The organism is Kitasatospora sp. NPDC015121 (genome assembly GCF_055562955.1).
In genome coordinates this window covers 291,604-313,034 of sequence record NZ_JBVHEH010000008.1, presented here as the reverse complement: position 1 = coordinate 313,034, position 21,431 = coordinate 291,604, and the positions used below count along the sequence as shown (strand labels likewise).

17 protein-coding genes are annotated in these 21,431 nt (G+C 73.8%); 6 read left to right on the top strand and 11 right to left on the bottom strand.

Annotated elements, in window-relative coordinates; all coding sequences use genetic code 11:
- Positions 1-75 precede the first annotated feature (75 nt).
- On the top strand, positions 76-657 hold the full coding sequence (locus ACZ3J7_RS14640) for a hypothetical protein (RefSeq protein ID WP_465620475.1): 582 nt from the start codon (positions 76-78) through the stop codon (positions 655-657).
- 30 nt (positions 658-687) lie between these two features.
- On the opposite strand, the gene ACZ3J7_RS14635 is transcribed toward ACZ3J7_RS14640, so the two are convergent.
- The gene (locus tag ACZ3J7_RS14635; protein ID WP_465620473.1) at positions 688-1,380 is read right to left on the bottom strand and encodes a helix-turn-helix domain-containing protein; all 693 of its coding nucleotides are present in this window, start codon (positions 1,378-1,380) and stop codon (positions 688-690) included.
- A gap of 65 nt (positions 1,381-1,445) precedes the next feature.
- On the opposite strand from ACZ3J7_RS14635, the gene ACZ3J7_RS14630 reads away from it, so the two are divergent.
- Positions 1,446-1,937, top strand: coding sequence for a YbaK/EbsC family protein (locus tag ACZ3J7_RS14630; RefSeq protein WP_465620471.1), 492 nt, complete (start codon positions 1,446-1,448; stop codon positions 1,935-1,937).
- Positions 1,938-2,005: 68 nt separating this feature from the next.
- On the opposite strand, the gene ACZ3J7_RS14625 is transcribed toward ACZ3J7_RS14630, so the two are convergent.
- Positions 2,006-2,302: a hypothetical protein gene (locus ACZ3J7_RS14625; protein ID WP_465620469.1), complete on the bottom strand. Its 297-nt coding sequence runs from the start codon at positions 2,300-2,302 to the stop codon at positions 2,006-2,008.
- A 138-nt stretch (positions 2,303-2,440) separates the two neighbouring features.
- Between ACZ3J7_RS14625 and ACZ3J7_RS14620 the strand changes: the two genes are divergently transcribed.
- Positions 2,441-3,823, top strand: a complete 1,383-nt coding sequence (locus tag ACZ3J7_RS14620; RefSeq protein WP_465620467.1) for a DUF2254 domain-containing protein — start codon at positions 2,441-2,443, stop codon at positions 3,821-3,823.
- A gap of 99 nt (positions 3,824-3,922) precedes the next feature.
- Here ACZ3J7_RS14620 and ACZ3J7_RS14615 read toward each other — a convergent pair whose 3' ends face one another.
- The gene (locus ACZ3J7_RS14615) at positions 3,923-4,879 is read right to left on the bottom strand and encodes a cytochrome c oxidase assembly protein (RefSeq protein WP_465620465.1); all 957 of its coding nucleotides are present in this window, start codon (positions 4,877-4,879) and stop codon (positions 3,923-3,925) included.
- A gap of 211 nt (positions 4,880-5,090) precedes the next feature.
- On the bottom strand, positions 5,091-7,817 hold the full coding sequence (locus tag ACZ3J7_RS14610; RefSeq protein WP_465620463.1) for a beta-L-arabinofuranosidase domain-containing protein: 2,727 nt from the start codon (positions 7,815-7,817) through the stop codon (positions 5,091-5,093).
- 354 nt (positions 7,818-8,171) lie between these two features.
- Here ACZ3J7_RS14610 and ACZ3J7_RS14605 point away from each other — a divergent pair, with 354 nt between their 5' ends.
- Positions 8,172-9,725 carry an alpha-L-arabinofuranosidase B gene (locus ACZ3J7_RS14605; protein WP_465620461.1) on the top strand — a complete coding sequence of 518 codons (1,554 nt, stop codon included), beginning with the start codon at positions 8,172-8,174 and terminating at the stop codon, positions 9,723-9,725.
- Positions 9,726-9,796: 71 nt separating this feature from the next.
- Here the strand turns inward: ACZ3J7_RS14605 and ACZ3J7_RS14600 are convergent, their stop codons facing one another.
- The 7 genes from ACZ3J7_RS14600 to ACZ3J7_RS14570 form a co-directional block, all read right to left on the bottom strand.
- The gene (locus ACZ3J7_RS14600) at positions 9,797-10,795 is read right to left on the bottom strand and encodes a 2-hydroxyacid dehydrogenase (RefSeq protein WP_465620459.1); all 999 of its coding nucleotides are present in this window, start codon (positions 10,793-10,795) and stop codon (positions 9,797-9,799) included.
- A gap of 214 nt (positions 10,796-11,009) precedes the next feature.
- A complete protein-coding gene (locus tag ACZ3J7_RS14595) occupies positions 11,010-12,035 on the bottom strand; it encodes a 6-phosphofructokinase (protein ID WP_033218933.1) in 1,026 nt (341 codons plus the stop codon).
- A gap of 319 nt (positions 12,036-12,354) precedes the next feature.
- Positions 12,355-13,080 carry a type 1 glutamine amidotransferase gene (locus ACZ3J7_RS14590; RefSeq protein WP_465620556.1) on the bottom strand — a complete coding sequence of 242 codons (726 nt, stop codon included), beginning with the start codon at positions 13,078-13,080 and terminating at the stop codon, positions 12,355-12,357.
- A 311-nt stretch (positions 13,081-13,391) separates the two neighbouring features.
- Positions 13,392-14,648 (bottom strand): MurT ligase domain-containing protein, encoded by a 1,257-nt coding sequence (locus tag ACZ3J7_RS14585; RefSeq protein WP_465620457.1) that lies wholly within the window; start codon positions 14,646-14,648, stop codon positions 13,392-13,394.
- A 201-nt stretch (positions 14,649-14,849) separates the two neighbouring features.
- Complete coding sequence (locus ACZ3J7_RS14580) at positions 14,850-16,214, bottom strand: GNAT family N-acetyltransferase (protein WP_465620455.1); 1,365 nt, start codon at positions 16,212-16,214, stop codon at positions 14,850-14,852.
- A gap of 106 nt (positions 16,215-16,320) precedes the next feature.
- Positions 16,321-17,760 (bottom strand): pyridoxal phosphate-dependent decarboxylase family protein, encoded by a 1,440-nt coding sequence (locus tag ACZ3J7_RS14575; protein ID WP_465620453.1) that lies wholly within the window; start codon positions 17,758-17,760, stop codon positions 16,321-16,323.
- Between the two features lie 58 nt (positions 17,761-17,818).
- Positions 17,819-18,931 carry a hypothetical protein gene (locus tag ACZ3J7_RS14570; RefSeq protein WP_465620451.1) on the bottom strand — a complete coding sequence of 371 codons (1,113 nt, stop codon included), beginning with the start codon at positions 18,929-18,931 and terminating at the stop codon, positions 17,819-17,821.
- A gap of 291 nt (positions 18,932-19,222) precedes the next feature.
- Here ACZ3J7_RS14570 and ACZ3J7_RS14565 point away from each other — a divergent pair, with 291 nt between their 5' ends.
- Positions 19,223-19,528, top strand: coding sequence for a hypothetical protein (locus ACZ3J7_RS14565; protein WP_465620449.1), 306 nt, complete (start codon positions 19,223-19,225; stop codon positions 19,526-19,528).
- Between the two features lie 53 nt (positions 19,529-19,581).
- Positions 19,582-21,423 (top strand): glutamine--fructose-6-phosphate transaminase (isomerizing), encoded by a 1,842-nt coding sequence (gene glmS / locus ACZ3J7_RS14560; RefSeq protein WP_465620447.1) that lies wholly within the window; start codon positions 19,582-19,584, stop codon positions 21,421-21,423.
- Positions 21,424-21,431: the final 8 nt, after the last annotated feature.

Below are 21,431 nucleotides of genomic sequence, written 5' to 3'. Positions count from 1 at the left end.
CGGCCGGGCGGAACCGACCGGGCGACCCGGCGGTCCTGGGGGGAGAGGTCCGAACCACCGCACGCGGGAGGCGCGATGAGACGACGGACGCTGCTGGGAATCGGCCTGGCGGGAGCGGTCGGCGTCGCCGTCGGCCCGCGCGTGCTCGGCGCCGCCCTCGCGGTGGCGCTGCCGAGCGACAGCAGCGTGGGCGAACGGGTCGACAACGAGCGGCAGTTGGAGGAGACCGGTTCGAGCTACGTCTCCAGCGGCGTGCGCACCGAGACCGACCCGATGGCCCGACTGTTCGACCGCTTCGGGCCGATCGAGCAGGCGCACTGGGTCCTGGAGGGCCCCGGCCCCGCCCACCCGCCGCTGCGGGCCGGCGACGCCTCGGTGTACGCGCTGCTGCGGCTGCCCGCCGGGGCGGTCGCCGGACTGCTGCTCGGCCGTGGGACCGAACCGGCCGGGCCGCTGCCCGTCCGGGACCACGACCGCCCCGTCGCCGACGGCCGCGCCCCGCACGCGCTGGCCGCCTTCGCCCCGGCCGGCGCGGCCTGGGAGACCGCCCCCGGCCACGTCGGGACGGCGCACGCCGAGAGCGCGTCCGTCCGGTTCGACCGGGCCACCGACACCGTCTACGCCCAGGCGGTCCGGCCGCAGGTGCCGATCGGCTGACGGCTCACCCCCGCCGTCCGCGCACCGCCCTCATCCGTGCGGGTGGCGCACCACCAGCACCGCCTCGACGTCCTGACCCACCGCCTCGTAGTGGTGCGGCACGTCCGCCGCCCAGGCGTGGTGGCCGCCCGGACCGACCGTGACCGGGTCCGTCGCGGTGCCGACCAGCGCGGTGCCCGACAGCACGACCAGGTGCTCCACCGTCCCCGGCGGGTGCGCGGCCGAACGCCGCGCCCCGCCCGGCCGGATCCGGATCCGGTAGGTCTCCGACACCGCCGCCGCATCCTCGAACCGCTCCAGCAGCACCGCGTCCAGCACCTGCCCGGTCAGTCCGGTCAGCCCGGTCGGCCCGGTCGGCCCGGGGCCGCCGGCCCGTGCCGCCGCCCGCTGCTCCTCCAGCGCCCGTCCGGTCGCGGCCTCCCGGGCGGCCTGCTCGGGGGCCTGGAGCGCGGCGCTCAGCGGCAGGCCGAGCGCGGTGGTGAGCGCGTACAGCGTCTCCAGGGTCGGGTTGCGGGTGCCCGCCTCCAGGCCCGACAGGGTGGCCTTGCCGAGGCCCGAGCGGCGGGCCAGCTCGGAGAGCGAGAGGCCTCGGGCCGTGCGCAGCTCCCGCACTCGCAGGCCGACCCGGGCCGAGAGTTCGGCGCTCGCCGCCGGGGCGGGCCCCGTCGACGAGGTGCCCGTCGGAGCGGTGGCCGGTGAATCCGCTTGATCCGTTGCTCGCATGCGGTCTATCGTTCCACACACGGAACGTTCCATGTGCGGAACGAAGACCCTCCAGAGGAGCCCCCGTGGAACCGACCACCACCACCGCCCTCCCCGTCCGCACCGCCCGGGTCGCGGACGCCCTCGCCGCCGCCGGGGCCACCGGCACCGTCCGGGTCCTGGCCGACTCCGCCCGCACCGCCGCCGAGGCGGCCGCCGCGCTCGGCTGCGAGGTCGGCGCGATCGCCAACAGCCTGGTCTTCGTCTCCGACGGCGAGCCCGTCCTCGTCCTCACCAGCGGCCGCCACCGCGTCGACACCACCGCCCTCGCCGCCCGCTGGGGGCGCGGCCCGCTGCGCCGCGCCACCCCCGAGCAGGTCCGCGAGGCCACCGGCCAGGCGATCGGCGGCGTCGCCCCGGTCGGCCACCCCCGCCCGCTGCCCACCGTCGTCGACCAGGCCCTCACCGACTACCCCCGCCTCTGGGCCGCCGCCGGCACCCCGCACGCGGTGTTCCCCACCACCGCCGAGGAACTGCTCCGCCTCACCGGCGGCACCCTCCTCCCGGTCGGCCCCTGACCCGACCGGCCACCGCCGGGGCCCGCCCCGGCGGCCGCCCCGGCCGACGGGGACGGGGACGGGAACGGTCAGGCGTTCTCCCCGGCCCGCCGCTCGGCCTCGCGCAGCATCCCGGCGGCGGTGCCGAGCCGATCGGTCACCCGCGTCATGGCGAGCCCCGTGCCGGGGGTGTGGCGGCGGTCGCCCGCGATCTCGGTGAGCTCCTGCATCGACTCCACCAGCTCGGCGAGCGCCCCCAGCAGCCGGTGCTCGTCCGCCGCCGGGACGGTCTCGCGGCGGGCCCGCAGCGGCGTCAGCGCGCCCTCCCGGAGCCTCGTCCGGCTCTCCTCCAGCCCGGTGACGACCTTCTGCAGCTCGGCGTCCATGCCCGCTCCTCTCACCCGGGACGGTTCGGACACCGTCCGGTTGCCGTGCGACCTACCCGTCGGCGGATCACCGCACCCCTCCCGACGCGCACCGCGTCCCTCCCCGGCCCGGCCGCCCCCCGCGGCTAGCCTGGCCCGATGAGCAGCGAGCGGGGCGGCGGACAGGTCGGCGGGGGCGGCGACGGGCAGGGCGGCAACGGTTGGTCCGCCGACCGTCCGCGCCCCCGTCGGCGCCCGCGCTACCGTGCCCTCTCGCCGCTGCGCGAGCACCTGCGCGAGGCGTTCTGGTTCGCCCCGCTACTGACCTGCGTCGGCGCGGTGCTGCTGGCCGGCCTGACCGACCTGCTGGACCGGGAGATCTTCGCCGAGGCGTCCGCCGCGCAGACCGCCGACACCCTGCTCTCGTTCAGCTCGGCCGCCAAGAGCGTGGTCTCCACGGTCAGTTCGGCGATGCTGACGTTCATCGGCGTGGTCTTCTCGATCTCCCTGGTCTCGCTGCAGATGGGCGCCAGCCAGTTCAGCCCCCGGGTGCTGCGCCTGTACGTCCGCAGCCGCCTGATCAAGGCGACCTTCGCGACCTGCCTGGCCACCTTCGTCTACACCCTGCTCGTCCAGCTCGGCTACGACGACACCACCGACCCGTCCCGCGCGGTGTCCGTGCCGATCGTCTCCACCGTCGTCGCGCTCGCGATGGTGATGCTCAGCCTGGCCCTGTTCGTGCTGTACGTGCAGGCGACGATGCGCCTGCTGCGGGTACCGCACGTCATCGACCGGGTCACCCGGGAGACGCTGCAGGTGCTGCAGGACTACCGCTGGCTGGCCCCCGAGACCGGCCCGACGCCCGGCGCGCCGGTCAGCGGGCCGACCCTGCTGCACGAGGGACGCGGCGGCGTGCTGCGGGACGTCAACATCCGCTGGCTGCTCCGGGTCGCCCGGCGGCACGACACGGTGCTCTACCTGGTGCCCCGGATCGGCGACTTCATCGCCCCCGGCACCCCCACCGTGGTGGTGGCCGGCGGCACCCCGCCCCGGCCGCGCCGGATCACCACCGCGCTGAACGTCGGCGTCGACCGCACCATGCACCAGGACCTCGGGTTCGGCTTCCGCCAGCTCGTCGACATCGCCATCCGCGCCCTGTCGCCCGCCGTCAACGATCCCACCACCGCCGTCCAGGCCGTCGACCGGATCCACCAGCTGCTCGCCGTCCTCGCCCCCGTCCCGCTCGGCGAGCTGCGCCACCGCGACAAGGACGGCGCCGTCCGGCTGGTCCAGCCGGTGCCGGGCTGGGAGGCCACCGTCGACCTGGCGTTCACCGAGATCCGGATCTGCGGCGCCGGCCAGCCCCAGGTCACCCGCCGCCTGATCGCCGCCCTCGACGACCTGCTCCGGATCACCCCCGAACCGCGCCGTCCCCCGCTGCTGCTCCAGCGCCACCTGCTCACCCGCGCCGTCGCCGAGTCCGTCCGCGACGAGGACAACCGCGCCTTCGCCCTCGCCCCCGACCGCCAGGGCATCGGCTGACGCACCGCTCGCTACCCCCGCACCGCTCGGAACGCCGAACCGCCCGGAACGGTGGGTCGTCCCGGGCGGTTCGGCGTGCACGTGCAGGCAGGACGGGGCTCAGCCCGCCGTGCGGTTGGCGGCCCGGTCGAGCGAGGCCAGGTACTGGTTGTACGCCACCAGCTCGGCGTCGCCGTCCCGGTCCGCGGCCCGGTCGCGGCGGCGGGCCTGCCGCTCCTCGGACTTGGCCCACTGCAGGGTCAGCGCGATCAGCACGATCGCCGTCGGGATCTCGCCGAACGCCCAGGTGATGCCGCCGGCCAACTGCTGGTCGTCGTGCAGGTTGGTGCCCAGCGGCGCCATCTCGGCACTGAAGGTGGAGACCAGCTGCCCGGAGGCCATCATCACCGCGACGCCGAAGAACGCGTGGAACGGCATGCCCATGAACAGCTCGATGATCCGCATCACGAAGCCGGGCCGGTTCGGGCCGGGGTCGACGCCCATGATCGGCCAGAAGAACAGCATGCCGACGGCGAGGAAGTGCAGCATCATCGCCAGGTGCCCGATCCGGTACTGCATCAGGAAGTCGAACAGCGGCGTGAAGTACAGCACGTACAGGCTGGCGATGAACGCCGGGATGGTGAACGCCGGGTGCGAGACGATCCGCACGTAGGTGGAGTGCAGCAGGGCCACCAGCAGCTCGCGCGGCCCCTTCCCGCTGCCCTTGCGGGCCGGGCGCAGGGAGCGCAGCGCGAGGGTGATCGGGGCGCCCAGCAGCAGCAGGATCGGCGACAGCATGGAGAGCACCATGTGCTGCATCATGTGCGCGCTGAACAGCACCATGCCGTAGTCGTTCAGACCGGTGTTGGTGACCAGCAGCACCGTGCCGACGCCGGCCGTCCAGGCGAGCACCCGGCCGACCGGCCACTTGTCGCCGCGCCGCCACAGCCGGACCGCCCCCGCCAGGTACAGGCCGAGGGCGAGCGCGCAGAACACCAGGTAGGGCCAGTCCGGCGACCACTCCAGGGCGCGGGAGAAGGAGAAGGGGGGGAGTGGTCCGCCTCCGTGGTGGTGCATCCCCGTCATGCCGTCGCCCATCGGGCGGCCCCGCTTTCGTCCATGCCGCCCGGCGCCGCCCGAGCGGCGGCGCCGGGCGGCCCGGTGTGGCCCGGTCCGGTTTGGTCCGGTTTCGTTCGGGCCCCAGCCTAAGCGGCGCTTACCCCGCCCCGGTGAGCGCCCCCGCGACGGCAAGGTCCCGCGAGGGCCGGGTGCCCCCGCGGGAGGCCGGTCAGAGGAAGCGCCAGAGGTGGTCGGGAGCGCCGTCGTCGTCCCCCAGCACGACCTGGGCCCCCTGGGCGGTGGACGCCCCGGAGACGCCGAGGACGCGGCCGCTGACGGCGGACTGGATGCGGAAAGCGTCACCGCCGCCGTACCGCAGGCGCCACCGGTGGTCCGCGGCCCCGTCGTCGGCCCACTGGACGATCCGGGAGCCGTTGGCGGTGGCGCCGCCCGCCACGGCGAGGACCTTCCCACTGCCGGAGTTCCGCAGCCGCAGGTAGCCGCCGGAGTCGACCACCGAGGTCCACAGGTGGTCCGCGGTGCCGTTGTCGCCCCACTGGATCACCTGGGCGCCGTCCGCCCCCGACATGTTGAGGACGCCGAGCACCAGCCCGGTGGCCGCGTTCCGGATCCGCCGGGCGCCGGTCGGGACGAACCACCACCGGCTGGTCGGCGCGGCGGTGTCCGGGACCTGCACGGCGAGGGCGCCCTGGGCGGTGGAGCCGCCGGCGGTGCCGAGCAGCTTGCCGCTGTTGGCGTTGCGCAGGCCGTGCCCGCCGCCGGGCGCCTCGACGACGGTCCACCGGTGGTCGGCGGTGCCGTTGTCCGCCCACTGGAGCACGGCGGCGCCGTCGGCCGCGGACATGTCCCGCACGCCCAGGACCTTGCCGCTGTTGGCGTTGCGCAGGCGCAGCGCGGAGCCGTCGACGAGCAGCCCCCAGTCGTGGTCGGCGGTGCCGCTGTCGGCCCACTGCAGGGCCTGCCCGCCGTCCGCGGTGGACATGTCCCGCACGCCGAGCACCAGTCCGCTGCCCGCGTTGAGCAGGCGGAACCCGCCGCTCCCGGTCTTCCAGTACACGGTGTAGTTGAAGCCCTGCGCGTCGTGGAACGGCCCCAGGGTGACGGGCGCGCCGTCGGCGCTCGCGCGGAAGGCGAGGCCGGTGGTGCCGGTCCGGCTGATCGAGGCCGGGTCCAGCACCGGGAGCGCGGCGAGGGCGGTGCTGCCGTAGTTCCCGCACAGCACGACCGGGCCGTAGGTCACCGCGGCGACGTCCGGGGCGTCGTCGGCGGGCGCGAGCGCGACGCGCATGGGCAGCCGGACGGTCACCGTGTCGCCGGAGGCCCAGGCCCGGGTGAGGACGGCGTAGCTCCCGGGCGCGGCGGCGGTGTCCTGCACGGTGCCGTTGACGCTCAGGGTCGCCCCGGACGTCCAGGACGGGATCCGGATCCGCATCGACCAGGTGTCGCCGGTGCCGCCGGTCACCTTGATCGTGGTGGTGTCCTCGGCGGGGAACGAGGTGGTCTGGGTGACCGTGAGGCCGCGCTCGGCCCAGCTGAGGACGGTGGGCACGAACAGGTTCACGATCAGGGTGGTGCCGTCGCGGAAGTAGACGGAGTCCGCCAGCTTGGTGTTCGACTCCAGGCCGGTGCCCTGGCAGCACCAGAAGGAGTCGTAGTCGGTGCTCCACGTCCCGCCGCCCCAGGCCGGGCCGACGCCGCGCCGGCCGCCCGGCTTCAGCGGGGTGAAGTAGGTGACGTGCCCGTGCGGGTCGGCCGGGTTCTGCGCGCCGACGACGTGGTTGAGCAGGGCGCGCTCGTAGAAGTCGAAGTACGTGGCCCGCCCGGGGTCCAACTGCCACAGCTCGCGGGTGAGTTTGAGCATGTTGTACGAGTTGCACAGCTCGCAGGTGTCGTCGGTCAGCCAGGAGGCGATCGCGTGCGGCGGACGGAAGTGCTCGGCCTGGCTGTTCCCGCCGATGGCGTAGCTGTGCGCGCCGGTGCAGAAGGTCCAGGCCCGGGCGGCGATGTCGTGGTAGCGGGCCGTGCCGGTCGCCAGGTAGGTGCGGACGGCGCCGATCCACTTGGGCACCTGGGTGTTGGCGTGCAATCCGTTCAGCTGGTCCTGGCCGGCCGCCAGCGGGTCGAACACGGCGGCGTGGTCGAAGCGTTGGGCGACCGCCAGCCAGCGGGCGTCCCCGGTCTCCAGGTGCAGGTCGGCCAGCACCTCGTTCATGCCGCCGAACTCGGTGCCCAGCAGCGCCTGCATCCGGCTCTGCGACAGCGCGCCGGTGCGCCGGTCGACCCAGTCGGCCATGGCCAGCAGGACGCCCCGGGCCTGGGTGTTGCCGGTCAGCCGCCACACGTCGAGCAGCCCGGCCATGGTCTTGTGGACGCAGTAGTAGGGCACGTTGCCGTTCTTGAGGGTGCCGGCCTCCAACTGGGCGAAGTCGCTCTCGGGGAAGCCCGAGAGGTACCCGGCGGAGAACCCCGCGGCGGCGTTGTTGGCCTGGCAGTCGGCCAGCCCGGCCACCACGGCCGCGGCCTTGTCGCGGCAGACGGTGTCACCCAGCCCCGCGTACGCCTGGGCCCACGCGGACAGGAAGTGCCCCTGCACGTGGGTGCGGAACGGGAACCCCGGGGCGTCCCAACCGCCGTTCGCCGCAGCGGCGTTGGTGGACCTCCGGTGGTTCGCGCGGAAGTTGTACAGCAGCCGGTCGACGTCGACGGAACGCAGGTACGCCAGGGTGCGGTCCTGGTTCTCGCGCAGCCGGCCGGCGGTGAGCCGGACCTGCCCGAGGTCGAACGGCCGGGTCGAGGAGCCGACCGCGGCCGCCGCCGCGGGGCCGGCCGCCGCGGTCAGGCCGACGGCGGGGACGAGGGCGAGCGCGCCGGTGGCCTTGAGCAGGCCGCGGCGGTTCAGGTGCGGGGGAGGAGGGGGCGGGGGAGGAGGAGACATGGCGGGATCCGGTCCTTCCGTGGGTGGGGGAGGGCCGCGTCCGCGCGCCGACTCTGGTGTTAGCGCTAACAAAAATGGCCGGAGCACGGCGCCGCGAACGGGCGGAAGAGCCCGTCACCCCCTGCCGGCGACGGGTGCCACGTTTATAGCCGCGCCGCGCCGGGGCTGTCCAGGGATCCGACCGCGCGGAAGTGTCCCGTTCGCGGTGTATTGACGTCCCGTCACCGGCTCGGGATAGTGAGTGCCACTTGAGGTGAGCCGCTCAACCCCTTCCTCGGGGCTTCGCCGTGCCTCCGCGCAGGCCGAATTGTTAGCGCTCACAATGACTCCTCCCCACCCGCGAAGGAGCTTCCCGTGGCACTCCGCCCCCTGCTCCGCCATGCCCGGCGGACCCTCCTGGCCATCGGCGCGACGGCCGCGCTGACCGCCGGCCTCCTCGTCGGCTCGACCGCGCCCTCGCAGGCCGCCACCCAGGGCCCGTGCGACCTCTACGCGGCCGGCGGCACGCCGTGCGTCGCCGCGCACTCCACCACCAGGGCCCTGTACGGCGCGTACGGCGGCGCGCTCTACCAGGTCCAACGCGCCTCGGACGGCGCCACCCGGGACATCGGCGTGCTCAGTGCCGGCGGGTACGCCAACGCCGCCGCGCAGGACGCCTTCTGCGCCGGCACCAGCTGTCTGATCAGCGTCCTGTACGACCAGTCCGGCCGGGGCAACCACCTCACCCGGGCCCCCGGCGGGGGCGCGGCCCCCGGGCCCGACAACCTGGCCAACGCCGTCGAGGCCCCCGTCACCGTCGGCGGCCACAAGGCGTACGGCGTGTACGTCGCGCCCGGCACCGGCTACCGCAACAACAACACCCACGGGATCGCCACCGGCGACCAGCCCGAGGGCATGTACGCCGTCCTCGACGGCACCCACTACAACGGCGGCTGCTGCTTCGACTACGGCAACGCCGAGACCAACAACCTCGACACCGGCAACGGCCACATGGAGGCGATCTACTTCGGCGACAGCACCTACTGGGGCTCCGGGAGCGGCACCGGCCCGTGGATCATGGCGGACCTGGAGAACGGCCTGTTCTCCGGCGTCAACCGCGGCTACAACGCGGGCGACCCGTCCGTCGGCCACCGCTTCCTGACCGCGGTCGTCAAGGGCGCCCCCAACCTGTGGGCCATCCGCGGCGGCAACGCGCAGTCCGGCGGCCTGTCCACCTACTACAGCGGGGCGCGGCCCAACGCCTCCGGCTACCACCCGATGCACAAGGAGGGCGCGATCATCCTCGGCATCGGCGGCGACAACAGCAAGGCCTCCGCGGGCACCTTCTACGAGGGCGTGATGACCTCCGGCTACCCGAGCGACGCCACCGAGAACGCCGTCCAGGCCAACATCGCCGCCGCGGGCTACAGCAGCGCCGCCACCTCCACCGGCACGCTCACCCCCGGCTCGCGGGTCTCGCTGAAGGCCACCACCGCCTGCTGCACCGGCGACTACCTCACCCACCACGACGGGGACGACGGCGTCGGCATCTCGGCCGTCTCCTCGACCAGCCCGGCCGCCCTCAAGGCCGACGCCACCTGGATCGTCCGGGCCGGGCTCGCCGACGGCAACTGCCTCACCTTCGAGTCGGCCGACCGGCCGGGCCGGTTCCTGCGGCACTACGACTACCGGCTGCGGCTGAGCGCGGACGACGGCGGCGCCCCGTTCGCCCAGGACGCCACCTTCTGCCCGACCGCGGGCAACAGCGGGACGGGCACGTCCTTCCGGTCCGCCAACTTCCCCTCGAAGTACCTGCGGCACTTCGAGTACACCGCCTACATCGCCTCCAACGGCGGCACCAACACCTGGGACAACACCACCAGTTGGGCCGCCGACACCAGCTGGCTGACCGCCCAGCCCTGGGGCTGAGCGGCCCGCCCGACCCCGGTGGCCGGGCCGCCCGCACCGCCGCCCCGGCCACCGGGGCGGCGGTCGCGGCGTCAGCCCGTGGACTCGGGCACCAGGACGTTCTCGCTGCTCCGGCCGGCGGCGAAGTCGTCGATGTTGCGGGCGGTGGCGTCGATGATCTGGCCGACGGCGGTGCGGGTGTAGTAGGCCTGGTGGCTGGTGACCAGGACCTGCGGGAAGGAGACCAGGCGGGCCAGGGTGTCGTCGGTGATGCCCTGGATGGACTGGTCGGTGAAGAAGACGCCGGTCTCCTCCTCGTAGACGTCGAGGCCGACGCCGGAGAGGCGCCCGGCGCGCAGGGTCTCCACCAGGGCGGCGCTGTCGACGAGCCCGCCCCGGCTGGAGTTGACCAGGATCGCGTCGTCCTTCATCCGGGCCAGCGCGGCGGCGTCGATCAGGTGGTGGGTGGCCGGCAGCAGGGGCACGTGCAGGCTCACCAGGTCGGCGCGGGAGAGGAGTTCGGGCAGTTCGGCGTAGGTCATGCCGAGCTCCCGGCAGGCGGGGTTCTCGGCGATGTCCCAGCCGAGCAGCTCGGTGCCGAAGCCCGCCGCGATCCGGGCGAAGCACTCGCCGATCTTGCCGGTGCCGATCACGCCGACCGTCATGCCGTGGATGTCGCGGGCCATCAGGCCGTCGAGCCGGAAGTCGAACTCGCGGGAGCGGCTGGCGGCCCGGGTGAGCCGGCGGTTGACGGCCAGGGCGAGCGTCCAGGCGTGTTCGGCGACCGCGTAGGGGCTGTAGTAGGAGACCCGGGCGATGGTCAGGCCGAGTTCGGCGGCGGCGCTCAGGTCGATGTTGTTGAAGCCGGTGGAGCGCTGGGCGACCAGCTTGGTGCCGCCGGCCGCGAGCAGCGACAGCACCTCGGCGTCCAGGGTGTCGTTGACGCTGCTGGAGACGACCGGGGACCCGGCGGCCAGCGGGGCGGTGTCGGCGGTGAGGAAGACGTCCAGCATGCGCAGCCGGTGCCGGTCCAGGGCGGCCTGGAGCAGTGGGCGTTCGTCGGACAGGACGCCGTAGGCGAGGATCTCCATGCGGTGAGGCTATCGCCGGGGGCGCGCGAAAAGCGCGAGCGGCGCGGGGGCGTGAGCGGCCCGGGTGGTGCGGGGTGCGCGGGGCGCGGGAGGTGCGGGGGGCGCGGAAAAGCGGAGATCCGATCATCACAGGATGACAGTCCGATGATCAACGGGTGATTCATCGGCCCATCATCTTATGATGATCGGATCGTCCTGCTCGGTTGACCGACCGTCAGATGACGGTCTCGGCCTCCCGGTAGCGCTCCGCCGGAACGGTCTTCAGCTCGGCCACGGCCTCGCCCAGCGGGACCAGCTTGATCTCGGTGCCCTGCAGCGCCGTGATGTGGCCGAAGGCGCCCTTGTGGGCGGCCTCCACCGCGTGCCAGCCGAAGCGGGTGGCCAGGACGCGGTCGTACGCGGTCGGGGTGCCGCCGCGCTGGGTGTGGCCGAGGATGACCGGGCGGGCCTCCTTGCCGAGGCGGTGCTCCAGCTCGCGGGAGAGCTGGGTGGCGATGCCGGTGAACCGCTCGTGGCCGTACATGTCCTTGGTGCCCTCCTCCCACGGCATGGTGCCGGGCTCGGGCTTCGCGCCCTCGGCGCAGACCACGATCGCGAACTTCTTCTGCCGGTCGAAGCGCTCGCGCACGACCTCGGTCAGCTTGTCGATGTGGAACGGGCGCTCCGGCACGACGATGGCGTGCGCGCCGGCCGCCATGCCCGCGTTCAGCGCGATCCAGCCGGTGTGCCGGCCCATCACCTCGACCACCATCACCCGCTGGTGCGACTCGGCCGTGGTCTTCAGCCGGTCCAGCGCCTCGGTGGCCACCGAGACGGCGGTGTCGAAGCCGAAGGTGACGTCGGTGCAGGCGATGTCGTTGTCGATGGTCTTCGGCACGCCGACCACCGGCAGGCCCGCGTCGCTCATCAGCTTCGCGGCCTTCAGGGTGCCCTCGCCGCCGATCGGGATCACCGCGTCGATGCCCAGGTCCGCACAGTACTGCTTGGCGCGCTCCACACCGTCGCGCAGGTGGCTGGGCTGGACCCGCGAGGAGCCCAGGATCGTGCCGCCCTGGGCGAGGATGCCGCCCACCGAGTCGAGCGTCAGCGGACGGTGCACGCCCTCCAGGAGACCGCGCCAACCGTCCTCGAAGCCGATGATCTCGTCGCCGTGGTCGACCACCCCCCGGTGGACCACGGAACGGATGACGGCGTTCAGGCCGGGGCAGTCACCGCCGCTGGTCAGGACACCAATACGCATTGCTTTGCCAACTCCCGAGCAGATCGGACGGCCGGACTGGTGGGTGGGAATCGGGCATAACGCCCGAAACTGACCTGCTGCACAGCATACGGTTCCTGCGTCCGGCCGGGCCGAAACCGACGCGGGGGCGGCTTCCTCGACGCACCACACGTAACTGCGACCCGACCGCCGAGGAGGGTGTTGCGCCCGGGCTCTCCTATTCTCCTATGAAGTTGTCCCGCGACGGGACGGCTGACCACATGGCGGTCAGCCGTCCACCGTCGTGACCTCGGCTTACGCGCGGGTGAACACGCGCCGAGGCGGCCGGCGGCCCGGCCCGCTACGCGGGGCGCGCCGCCGCGATCCGCTCCGTGCGCAGCGCGTCGTACCAGGTGGTGTCGGCCGGCGGCAGCGCGTTCACGTCCAGCGCCAGCTTGATCAGCAGGTCGGCGACGGCGGGGTTGCGGGCCATCACCGGGCCGTGCAGGTAGGTGCCGAACACCGTGTCGCGCCAGGCGCCCTCGGTGCCGTCGCCGGTGCCGTTGCCCCGGCCGACCTGCACGGTCGCGAACGGGGTGACGCCCTCGCCGAGGTGGGTGACGCCCTGGTGGTTCTCGAAACCGGTCAGCTGCGGCAGGTTGAGCTGCGGGTCGACGTCCGCCAGCACGTCGCCGACGCAGCGCGCGCCCTCGCCCCGGACGGTCCACACGTCCAGCAGCCCCAGGCCCGCCTCGCGCTCGCCCAGGTCGTTGACGAACTCGTGGCCCAGGATCTGGAAGCCCGCGCAGACCGAGAAGATGATCGCGCCGTTCTCGGCCGCCCGGACCAGCCCGCCGTCGTTGCGCAGCCGCTCCGCCGCCAGCCGCTGCGGACGGTCCTCGCCGCCGCCGATCAGGTAGATGTCCCCGCTGGTCGGCACCGACTGGTCGGAGCGCACGTCGATCCGCTGCACCCCGAGGCCGCGCTGCTGCGCCCGCCGCTCCACCACCAGCGCGTTGCCGCGGTCACCGTACGTCGACAGCAGGTCCGGGTACACCCAGACCACCCGCAGGCTGCTCTCGCTCATCCTCGAAGACCTCCCGAACTGCTGCTGGGGCGCGGGCCGCTGCGGCGCGTCCCCGCCGTACTGCTGCTGGTGCTGCTGGTGCTGCTGCGGGTCGCCGTACGCCGGCTGCTGCTCGTACCGCGGCGGCTGCTGCTGGTGCTGCGGCGGCTGCTGCTCGTACTGGCCGTACTGCTGCGGCTGCGGCTGCTGGTGCTGCGGCTGCCCGTACTGGTCGTACTGCTGCTCGTAGGGGGGCTGCTGGCCGTAGCCGCCCTGCTCCTGGTGGCCCCGGCCGTCGAACTGCGGCTGCTGCCCGTAGTACTGGTCGCTCATCAGGCCACCACGGCCTTGCGCAGCTGCTGGAAGGCGGTGTAGTTGGCGATGGCCTCGATCCGGCCGCCGGGGGCGGCGTCGACCGCCTGGGCGAGCGAGTCGACCACCTGGAACTGCAGGTTGGCGACCTCCAGGCGGACCGCCAGGTCGAGCTTGCGCTGGCCCATCACGAAGATCGGGTGCCCGGCCAGGCGCTCGTAGTCGACGTCCCACAGCCAGGAGGTGTCGGTGCCGTCGGCGTCCATCGCGTTCACCGACAGGACGACCGGCGCGGGCGGGCCGTCGATCAGCGAGAAGGTCTCCAGCCAGCCGGCCGGGTTCTTCGCCAGCAGCAGCCGGACGTCCCGGCCGCGGTACTGCACCACGTCGTAGCGGCCGGCGACCGCCGCGACCGACTGCATCCGCTGCAGCGCGACCTGCGGGGCCACCCCGAAGACCGCGGCGACGGCGGCCGAGCTGGCGGCGTTCGCCAGGTTGGCGCGGCCCGGCAGCTGGAGCTGGATCGGCCAGGCGCCGCGGTGCGGGTCGATCACGTGGGTGCCCTGGAGCGCCCAGTGCGGGTTCGGCCGGCGGAAGCCGCACTCGCCGCAGAACCAGTCGTCACCGGGGCGCTGCATCACGCCGCCGCAGGACGGGCACGACCAGGCGTCCTCCTTCCAGGCCTGCCCGGCGGCCACCCAGACCACCTTCTTGCAGGACGAGGCGGCCCAGGTCACCAGCGGGTCGTCCGCGTTGGCGATGATCACCGCCTCGGTGTCCTTGAGGCCCTCGCGCCACTTCTCGGCCATCATCCGGGTCTCCGCCGCGCGGTCCAGCTGGTCGCGGGAGAGGTTCAGCAGCGCTATGGCCTTCGGCCGGGTGTCCCGGGCGACCATCGGGAGGTACTTCTCGTCCACCTCGATCACGCCGAAGCGGGCGCCGGTGCCGCCGGCCAGCGCACCGGTGATGCCGGCCGGCATGTTCGCGCCCAGCGCGTTGGAGACCACCGGGCCGGCCGCCCGCAGCGCCTCCGCGATCAGCCGGGTGGTGGTGGTCTTGCCGTTGGTGGCGCTGACCAGGACCACGTCCAGGTGCTCGGTGAGGGTCGCCAGCAGGTCCGGGTCGAGCTTGAGCGCGACCTTGCCGCCGATCACCGAGCCACTGCCACGGCCCGCCTTCTGGGACAGCGCGGCGGCCATCTTGCCCGCCGTCACGGCGATCTTCGCGCGGGCGGGCAGCGAGGCGTCGCGCGGGGCTTCCGAATCGGTGCCTGGCATGCTCAGGGGTTCCTCCTTGCTGCGGCACCGCCCGGGCCGTTCGACGACCCACGGGCGGCGGGGACGGGCTCAGCCTACCGACTCCCGCCCGCACACTTGAGCAGGGGCGACAAGCTGCCGTGCGAGCCCTTGCGCCGACGGGAGGAACGACGAGGCGCCCGCCGGGGGCGGCGGGCGCCGGGACGTCGGCGGTGCCCCTCCTCAGCGGGTGGTCGGCCAGGGGGTGGGGAGCTTCTCGGCGGCTTCGGCCAGGTGGGCGGTGATGACCAGGGTGCCGTCCTCGACCTGGTAGTCGAGGGGGGCGGAGAGCCGGCGCATGGTGGAGATCAGGCCGGTGTTGGCGGAGGTGGTGACGGCGTAGACGGTGCGGACGCCGGCCTCCAGGGCCAGCGCGGCCATCCGGCGGACCAGGTCGACGCCCAGGCCGCGGCGCTGCCAGGCGTCCTCGACCAGCAGGGCGATCTCGGCGCCCTCGTCGTCCCACATCAGGTGGGCCAGCGCGACCAGGCGGCCCTCCGCGGTCTCGACGGCGAGGGTCTGGCCGTGCCGGGGGTCGAGCAGGTGGTCGAGGTAGCGGTCGGCGTCCTTGACCGGGCCGTGGTAGCGGCGGCGCAGCGACTCCGCGGAGCAGCGGGCGTGCATGGCCAGCGCGGCGGGCTTGTCCTCGGGGGTGGCGCGGCGGACGGTGAGCTCGGCGCCGTCCGGGTGGCCGATCCGGGCCGCGACGTCGGGGACGCGCGGGCCGAGGACGCTGTCCAGCTCGACCAGGGCGCGGGCCCGGGCGAACTCGGTGGGCGTGAACGGGAGGTGCGGCCGGGAGAGTTCGAGCAGGTCGCCGCCGGGGAGGGGCAGCCGCATCAGGTGCCCGTCCACCCCGGCCGGGGTGCCGTCGCCGCGGCCCGGGTACTGCCGGATGGTGGCCCGTCCGAACAACTGGCGCAGGGCGACCGGGAGTTCGGCGGCGTCCAGCGCCGTGCGAGTGGCCAGGGCGAGGACCTGGCGGGGGACGTCGACGAGTTCGTGGGCGTCGGCCCGGTCGGTCCAGATGTCCCAGCCGCCGCCGGCCGCGACGGCCGCGACCAGCTCGGTGCGGGGGAGCGCCTCGGGGGCGCGGACGATGAACTCGTCGACGGTGTGGTCCGGCAGCGGGTGCGCCTGCATGGAGACGATGTTGACCCGCAGCCCGGCCAGCGCCGTGCACACCCGGGCCAGGCTGCCCGGGGCGTCCGAGACGCTGGTGCGCAGCCGCCACAGGACGGTCGACTCCTCGGCGGGGGTCATCGCGTCCCCGCCCGGCGGCGCGGCGGGGCCGGGCGGACCGTGCGGGTGCCGGTGGGCGAGCCAGCCGCGGAACAGCGCGGTGGCGAGCATGGCCGCCGCCGAGGCGACCAGCAGCACCGGTCCGTCGTGGCCGTGCACGACGACGTTGGCGACCAGGTCGGCGGCCGCGACGGCGGCGAAGACCGCCGCGAGTTCCACCGTCTCCCTGCGCCAGCGGTGCCCCCGGCCGCGCCGTCCCCGCTGCTCGTCGCCGACTCTGTCCTGGGTGTACGCCATGGTGTCCATGCCTGCATGGTGGCGCTCCGCTGTTTCACGATCACGAATCCCCCGTGACCTGACGGTTAATGTCTGCGCGGGTCCCCCTCGGATCGGCGCTGATCCGTGCCCGCGATCAGTTGGACGTACGGCACCGGTCCAGGAGTTCCGCGCCGGCCGACTTGACCTCGTCGAGCAGCAGCCGCAGGTCGGCCTCGGTGGTGGCGGCGTTCAGCAGGCAGGCCCGGAGCATCTCGCGGCCCCGGTACACGGCGCCGGTGACGAAGACCTCCCCGCGCCGCTGGACGGCCGCCGGGAGCAGCGAGTTGAGCCGCTGCAGGCCGGCCTCGTCGAGTCCGGCGGGGCGGTGGCGGAAGGCGACGATGGAGGTCTCGACCGGGGCGAGGAGCTCCAGTTCGGGGTCCTGCTCGATCCACTCGCCGAGCCGCCGGGCCTGCGCGGTGCAGTGCGCGACGTCCCGGGCGACGCCGGAGCGGCCGCGGTGCGCGATGGACGCCCAGACCTTCAGCGAGCGGAACGGGCGGGTCTGCTCGGTGCCGTACTCGGAGAACCAGCCGAGGTCGCCGGCCGCGTCGTCGCGCAGGTAGGACGGGACGAGGCTGAAGGTGCCGCGCAGCTCCTCGGCGTCGCGGACCAGGGCGCAGCCGCAGTCGACCGGCACGCCCAGCCACTTGTGCGGGTCGAGGGCGAGCGAGTCGGCCCGGTCCATGCCCGCGTAGCGGTGCGCGATGTCCTCGTCCAGGACGCCGAACGCGCCGTACGCGCCGTCGACGTGGAACCACAGGCCCTCGCGTTCGGCCAGGTCGGCGATCGGTTCGAACGGGTCGACGGCGCCGGTGCCGACGGTGCCGGCCGAGGCGACCACCAGGAACGGCAGCCGGCCGGCCGCCCGGTCCTCGGCGACCGCGGCCGCCAGCGCCTCCACGACGAGGTGGCCGTCGGCGTCGGAGGGGACGGTGCGCAGGTGCCGGGAGCCGAGGCCGAGCAGTTCGGCGGCCTTGCGCACGCAGCTGTGCGCCTCGCCGGTGACGTAGCCGACCAGCGGGGGCGTCCCGGACAGGCCGTCCGCGCGGACGTCCCAGCCGGCCCGGCGGGCGGCCCGGCCGCGGGCGGCGGCCAGGCAGACGATGGTGGCCATCGAGGTGCCGGAGGTGAGGAGGCCGCCGCCGGGCGGGTGCGGGAAGCCGACCAGTTCGGCGATCCAGCGGACCACGGCCCGCTCCAGGTGGACGTCGGCGTGGTCGCCGCCGGCCGAGCTGGGGTTCATCGCGCTCGCGGCCAGGGTGGCGAGCACCCCGGCGGGCTGCGGGGCGGAGTTCACCCAGCCGAAGAAGCGCGGGTTCCCGTTGCCCATCGGGTGCGGCATGATCCGCCGCGCGACGGTCTCCAGCAGCTCGTCCAGGGCGGCGCCGTCCTCGGGCAGCGGGAGGTCGAGCAGCGCGGCCCGCTCGGCCGGGTCCATCGGCTGCCACACCGGGCGGTCGGGCAGCGCGTCGAGGTAGTCGGCCACCAGGTCTGCGGCCGCCCGTGCGGCCCCGCGGAAGTCGTCGTTCACACCGGGCATGGTATGCGCAAGGTGGGCGCCGCCCGGCGGCGCCCACCTGCGGAAAGGGTCAGTCCAGGGTGCTGGAGAGGCCGCCGGCCGAGCGGCAGTAGCCCTGGATCTCCTTGTCGGTGATCTTGGCGCAGAGCCGGCCGGCCGCGCCCGCGTCGGTGTAGTTGACCGTGTAGTAGCTGACCAGGCCCTGCGCGCAGGCCTTGCGCTGCCAGCCGTCCTTGGCGGTGGCGCACTGCTGGGCGGCCCAGTCCTCGCGGTCCAGGTTGTACTTCATGGTGCGCGAGCCGACGCCGCGCGAGCAGTCGTTGGCACCGCCGCTGGCCTGCGCGTTCAGGCACCACTGGAGGGCCTGGGAGAAGGCCTCGGGGTGGTTGGCGTAGTCGTGCGAGGAGAGGAAGAAGGTCGGCGCGTAGAAGAAGCAGGCCGACTGGTAGAGGGCGGGCTGCTCCGGGCACGGGTAGAGCGGCTCGGCGGCCAGCTTGTCCGCCGGGAGGTTGGCCTTGGCCTTCTCGTCCTCCTCGTCGGGCGCGAACAGCTGCATGAACACGCCCTCGGAGCAGGTGATCCGCCGGCTCTGGCTGGGGAACTTGTCGCACAGCGCGCGGGCCGCCGGGATGTCCTGCTTGGTGACGAACATGATGCCGTGGCCGACGCCGTGGATGCACGGGCCGGTGTTGGACGGCGCGCACAGGGTGAGGATGTCGTGCTGCGGGTCCTTGGAGTTGGCCAGCATCTCCTCGACCGCGCCGTGCAGGTAGCCCGCCGCGCAGGTCTCGTGCGGGAAGGAGATCACCTTCTGGAAGTCCTGGTGGTAGCGCTGCACCGCGGCGTGCCCGAGCTCGTGCGCGATCGGGTGGCAGAACCGCACGGTGTACGGCTTGGCCTTGGAGATCCCGTCGAGGTCGGCGAGCGCGACCCCGGGGTCGGTGGCGTCCATCTCGGCCATCAGCTTGTTGCGCAGCGTCGAACGGGTCCACACCGCCGGGTCGCCGGTGGGCGAGGGGGACGCGGCGGCGGTCGCGGGCACGGCGCCGGGACGCTGGGCGGCCCCGGACGGCGCGGCGGCCGCCCGGGCGGACTTCGGCGTCCAGTCGGTCACCAGGACCGACCCGAGGCCGAGCACGGCCAGCAGGACGGCGGTGACGACGGCGAACAGGCGCGGTTGCATGACGGACGTTCCCCCTGTGATCGACACGGACAGTACGCGGCCCATCCTGCGGGGTGACCGCCGGAAACCCGGACAGGGACACCGCCGACGGGGTCACGAGCCCGGCACGATCACCCGAACACCGCCCACCCACCGTCCTCCAACGACGGCCCCACATCATAGGTGCGCCCGCACCCCGCCGTTCGACCGCCGTCCAGGAGGACGCCGCGGCCACCCGAAAGGTCGCAACGGACGGCCGGACGGCCGCCGAAACTGGTGGGCCTGCCCGAAATCGGGCAGGATCTTTGGCAAATGGACACTCCACGCCTAGGCTCCCGATCCGTGCCTGCCTCACCGCACCCTCATGAGGACCTGCTCGCCCACCTCGCCAGGACCACCGCCCTGGCCCCACCGGAGGCGGCGCGGGTCCTGGCGGAGGTGCTGGCGTACTTCGCGGAGACCACCGAGGAGTACGTCCGCCGCCGCCACGGCGAGCTGCAGGCCAGGGGCCTGACCAACGACCTGATCTTCGCCCGCCTCGGCGGGGAGCTGGCCGCCCGCCGGGTGGCCGCCCCGCGGCTGTCCGCCCGGCAGCTGCGGCGGATGGTCTACGGCTGACCGGACGGCCCCGCCCGACCACCCTCGGACGACCAACGACAGGAGCCCACGTCATGTGCGGAATCGTGGCCTACATCGGCCCCAAGGACGCCTCCCCCTTCCTGCTGGAGGGCCTGCAGCGGCTGGAGTACCGCGGGTACGACTCGGCGGGCGTCGCGGTGCTCGCGCCCGCCGCCAAGGGCGCCCCCGGCAAGCTCAGGGTCTGCAAGGTCAAGGGCCGGGTCGCCGACCTCGCCGCCGCGCTGCCCGCCCGCTTCAAGGGCACCGTCGGCATCGGCCACACCCGCTGGGCCACCCACGGCGTCCCCTCCGACGCCAACGCCCACCCGCACACCGACAACGAGGGCCGGATCGCCGTCGTCCACAACGGCATCATCGAGAACGCCGACGAACTGCGCGCCAAGCTCGCCGCCGACGGCGCCGTCTTCCGCTCCGAGACCGACACCGAGGTGCTCGCCCACCTGATCGCCGCGCACCGCGCCGACGGCGGCGAACTCGAGGACGCGGTGCGCGCCGCGCTCAAGCTGGTCGTCGGCACCTACGGCATCGCCGTGCTGGACGCCGAGCAGACCGACCGGATCGTGGTCGCCCGCAACGGCAGCCCGATCGTGCTCGGCATCGGCGAGAAGGAGATGTTCGCCGCCTCCGACGTCTCCGCGCTGGTCCGCTACACCCGCCAGGTCGTCCACCTGGAGGACGGCGAGCTCGCCACCGTCCGCGCCGACGGCTTCCGCACCTTCACCGAGGACGCCCGCACCGTCACCCGGCAGCCCTCCACCGTCGACTGGGAGGTCGGCTCCTACGACACCGGCGGCTACGCGCACTACCTGCTCAAGGAGATCCACGAGCAGCCCGGCGCCGTCGAGCGCACCCTCTCCGGACGCCTCGACGAGCGCTTCGCCACCGCCCACCTCGGCGGCCTCAACCTGGACGCCCGCGAGCTGCGCGAGATCCGCCGGGTGAAGATCCTCGGTTGCGGGTCCGCCTACTACGCCGGCGAGATGGGCGCCCAGCTGATCGAGGAGCTGGCCCGCATCCCCGCCCACTCCGAGCCCGCCTCCGAGTTCCGCTACCGCAACCCCGTCATCGAGGCCGACACCCTGTACGTCGCCGTCAGCCAGTCCGGCGAGACCTACGACACGCTGGCCGCCGTCCAGGAGGTCAAGCGCAAGGGCGGCCGCGTCCTCGGCGTCGTCAACACCGTCGGCTCGGCGATCGCCCGCGAGTGCGACGGCGGCATCTACCTGCACGCCGGGCCCGAGATCTCGGTCGCCTCCACCAAGGCCTTCACCTCCACCGTCGTCGCCTTCGCGCTGCTCGCCCTGCACTTCGGCCGGATCCACGACCTCTCGCCTGCCGACGGCCGCCGCATCGTCGCCGCGCTCAAGGCCCTGCCCGACCAGATCCGGGCCGCGCTGGAGCAGGAGAAGGAGATCGAGGCGCTCGCCGCCGAGTACGCCCACAGCCAGGGCATGATGTACATCGGCCGGGTCCGCGGCTACCCCGTCGCCCGCGAGGGCGCGCAGAAGCTCAAGGAGATCTCGTACGTCCACGCCGAGGCGTACCCCGCGAGCGAGCTCAAGCACGGACCGCTCGCCCTGATCTCCCCCGAGCTGCCGACCGTCGCGCTCGTCCCCGACGACGAACTGCTCGACAAGAACCTCACCGCCCTCGGCGAGATCAAGGCCCGCGAGGGCCGCGTGCTGGCCGTCGCCCACCGCCCGATCGAGGCCCGGCTCGCCGACCACTGCCTGGTCGTCCCCAAGAGCGAGCCCGAACTCGACCCGCTGCTGCTCAACATCCCGCTCCAACTCCTCGCCTACCACGCGGCGGTGGCCCTCGGACGGGACGTCGACAAGCCGCGCAACCTCGCCAAGAGCGTCACGGTGGAGTAGTCGCGGCC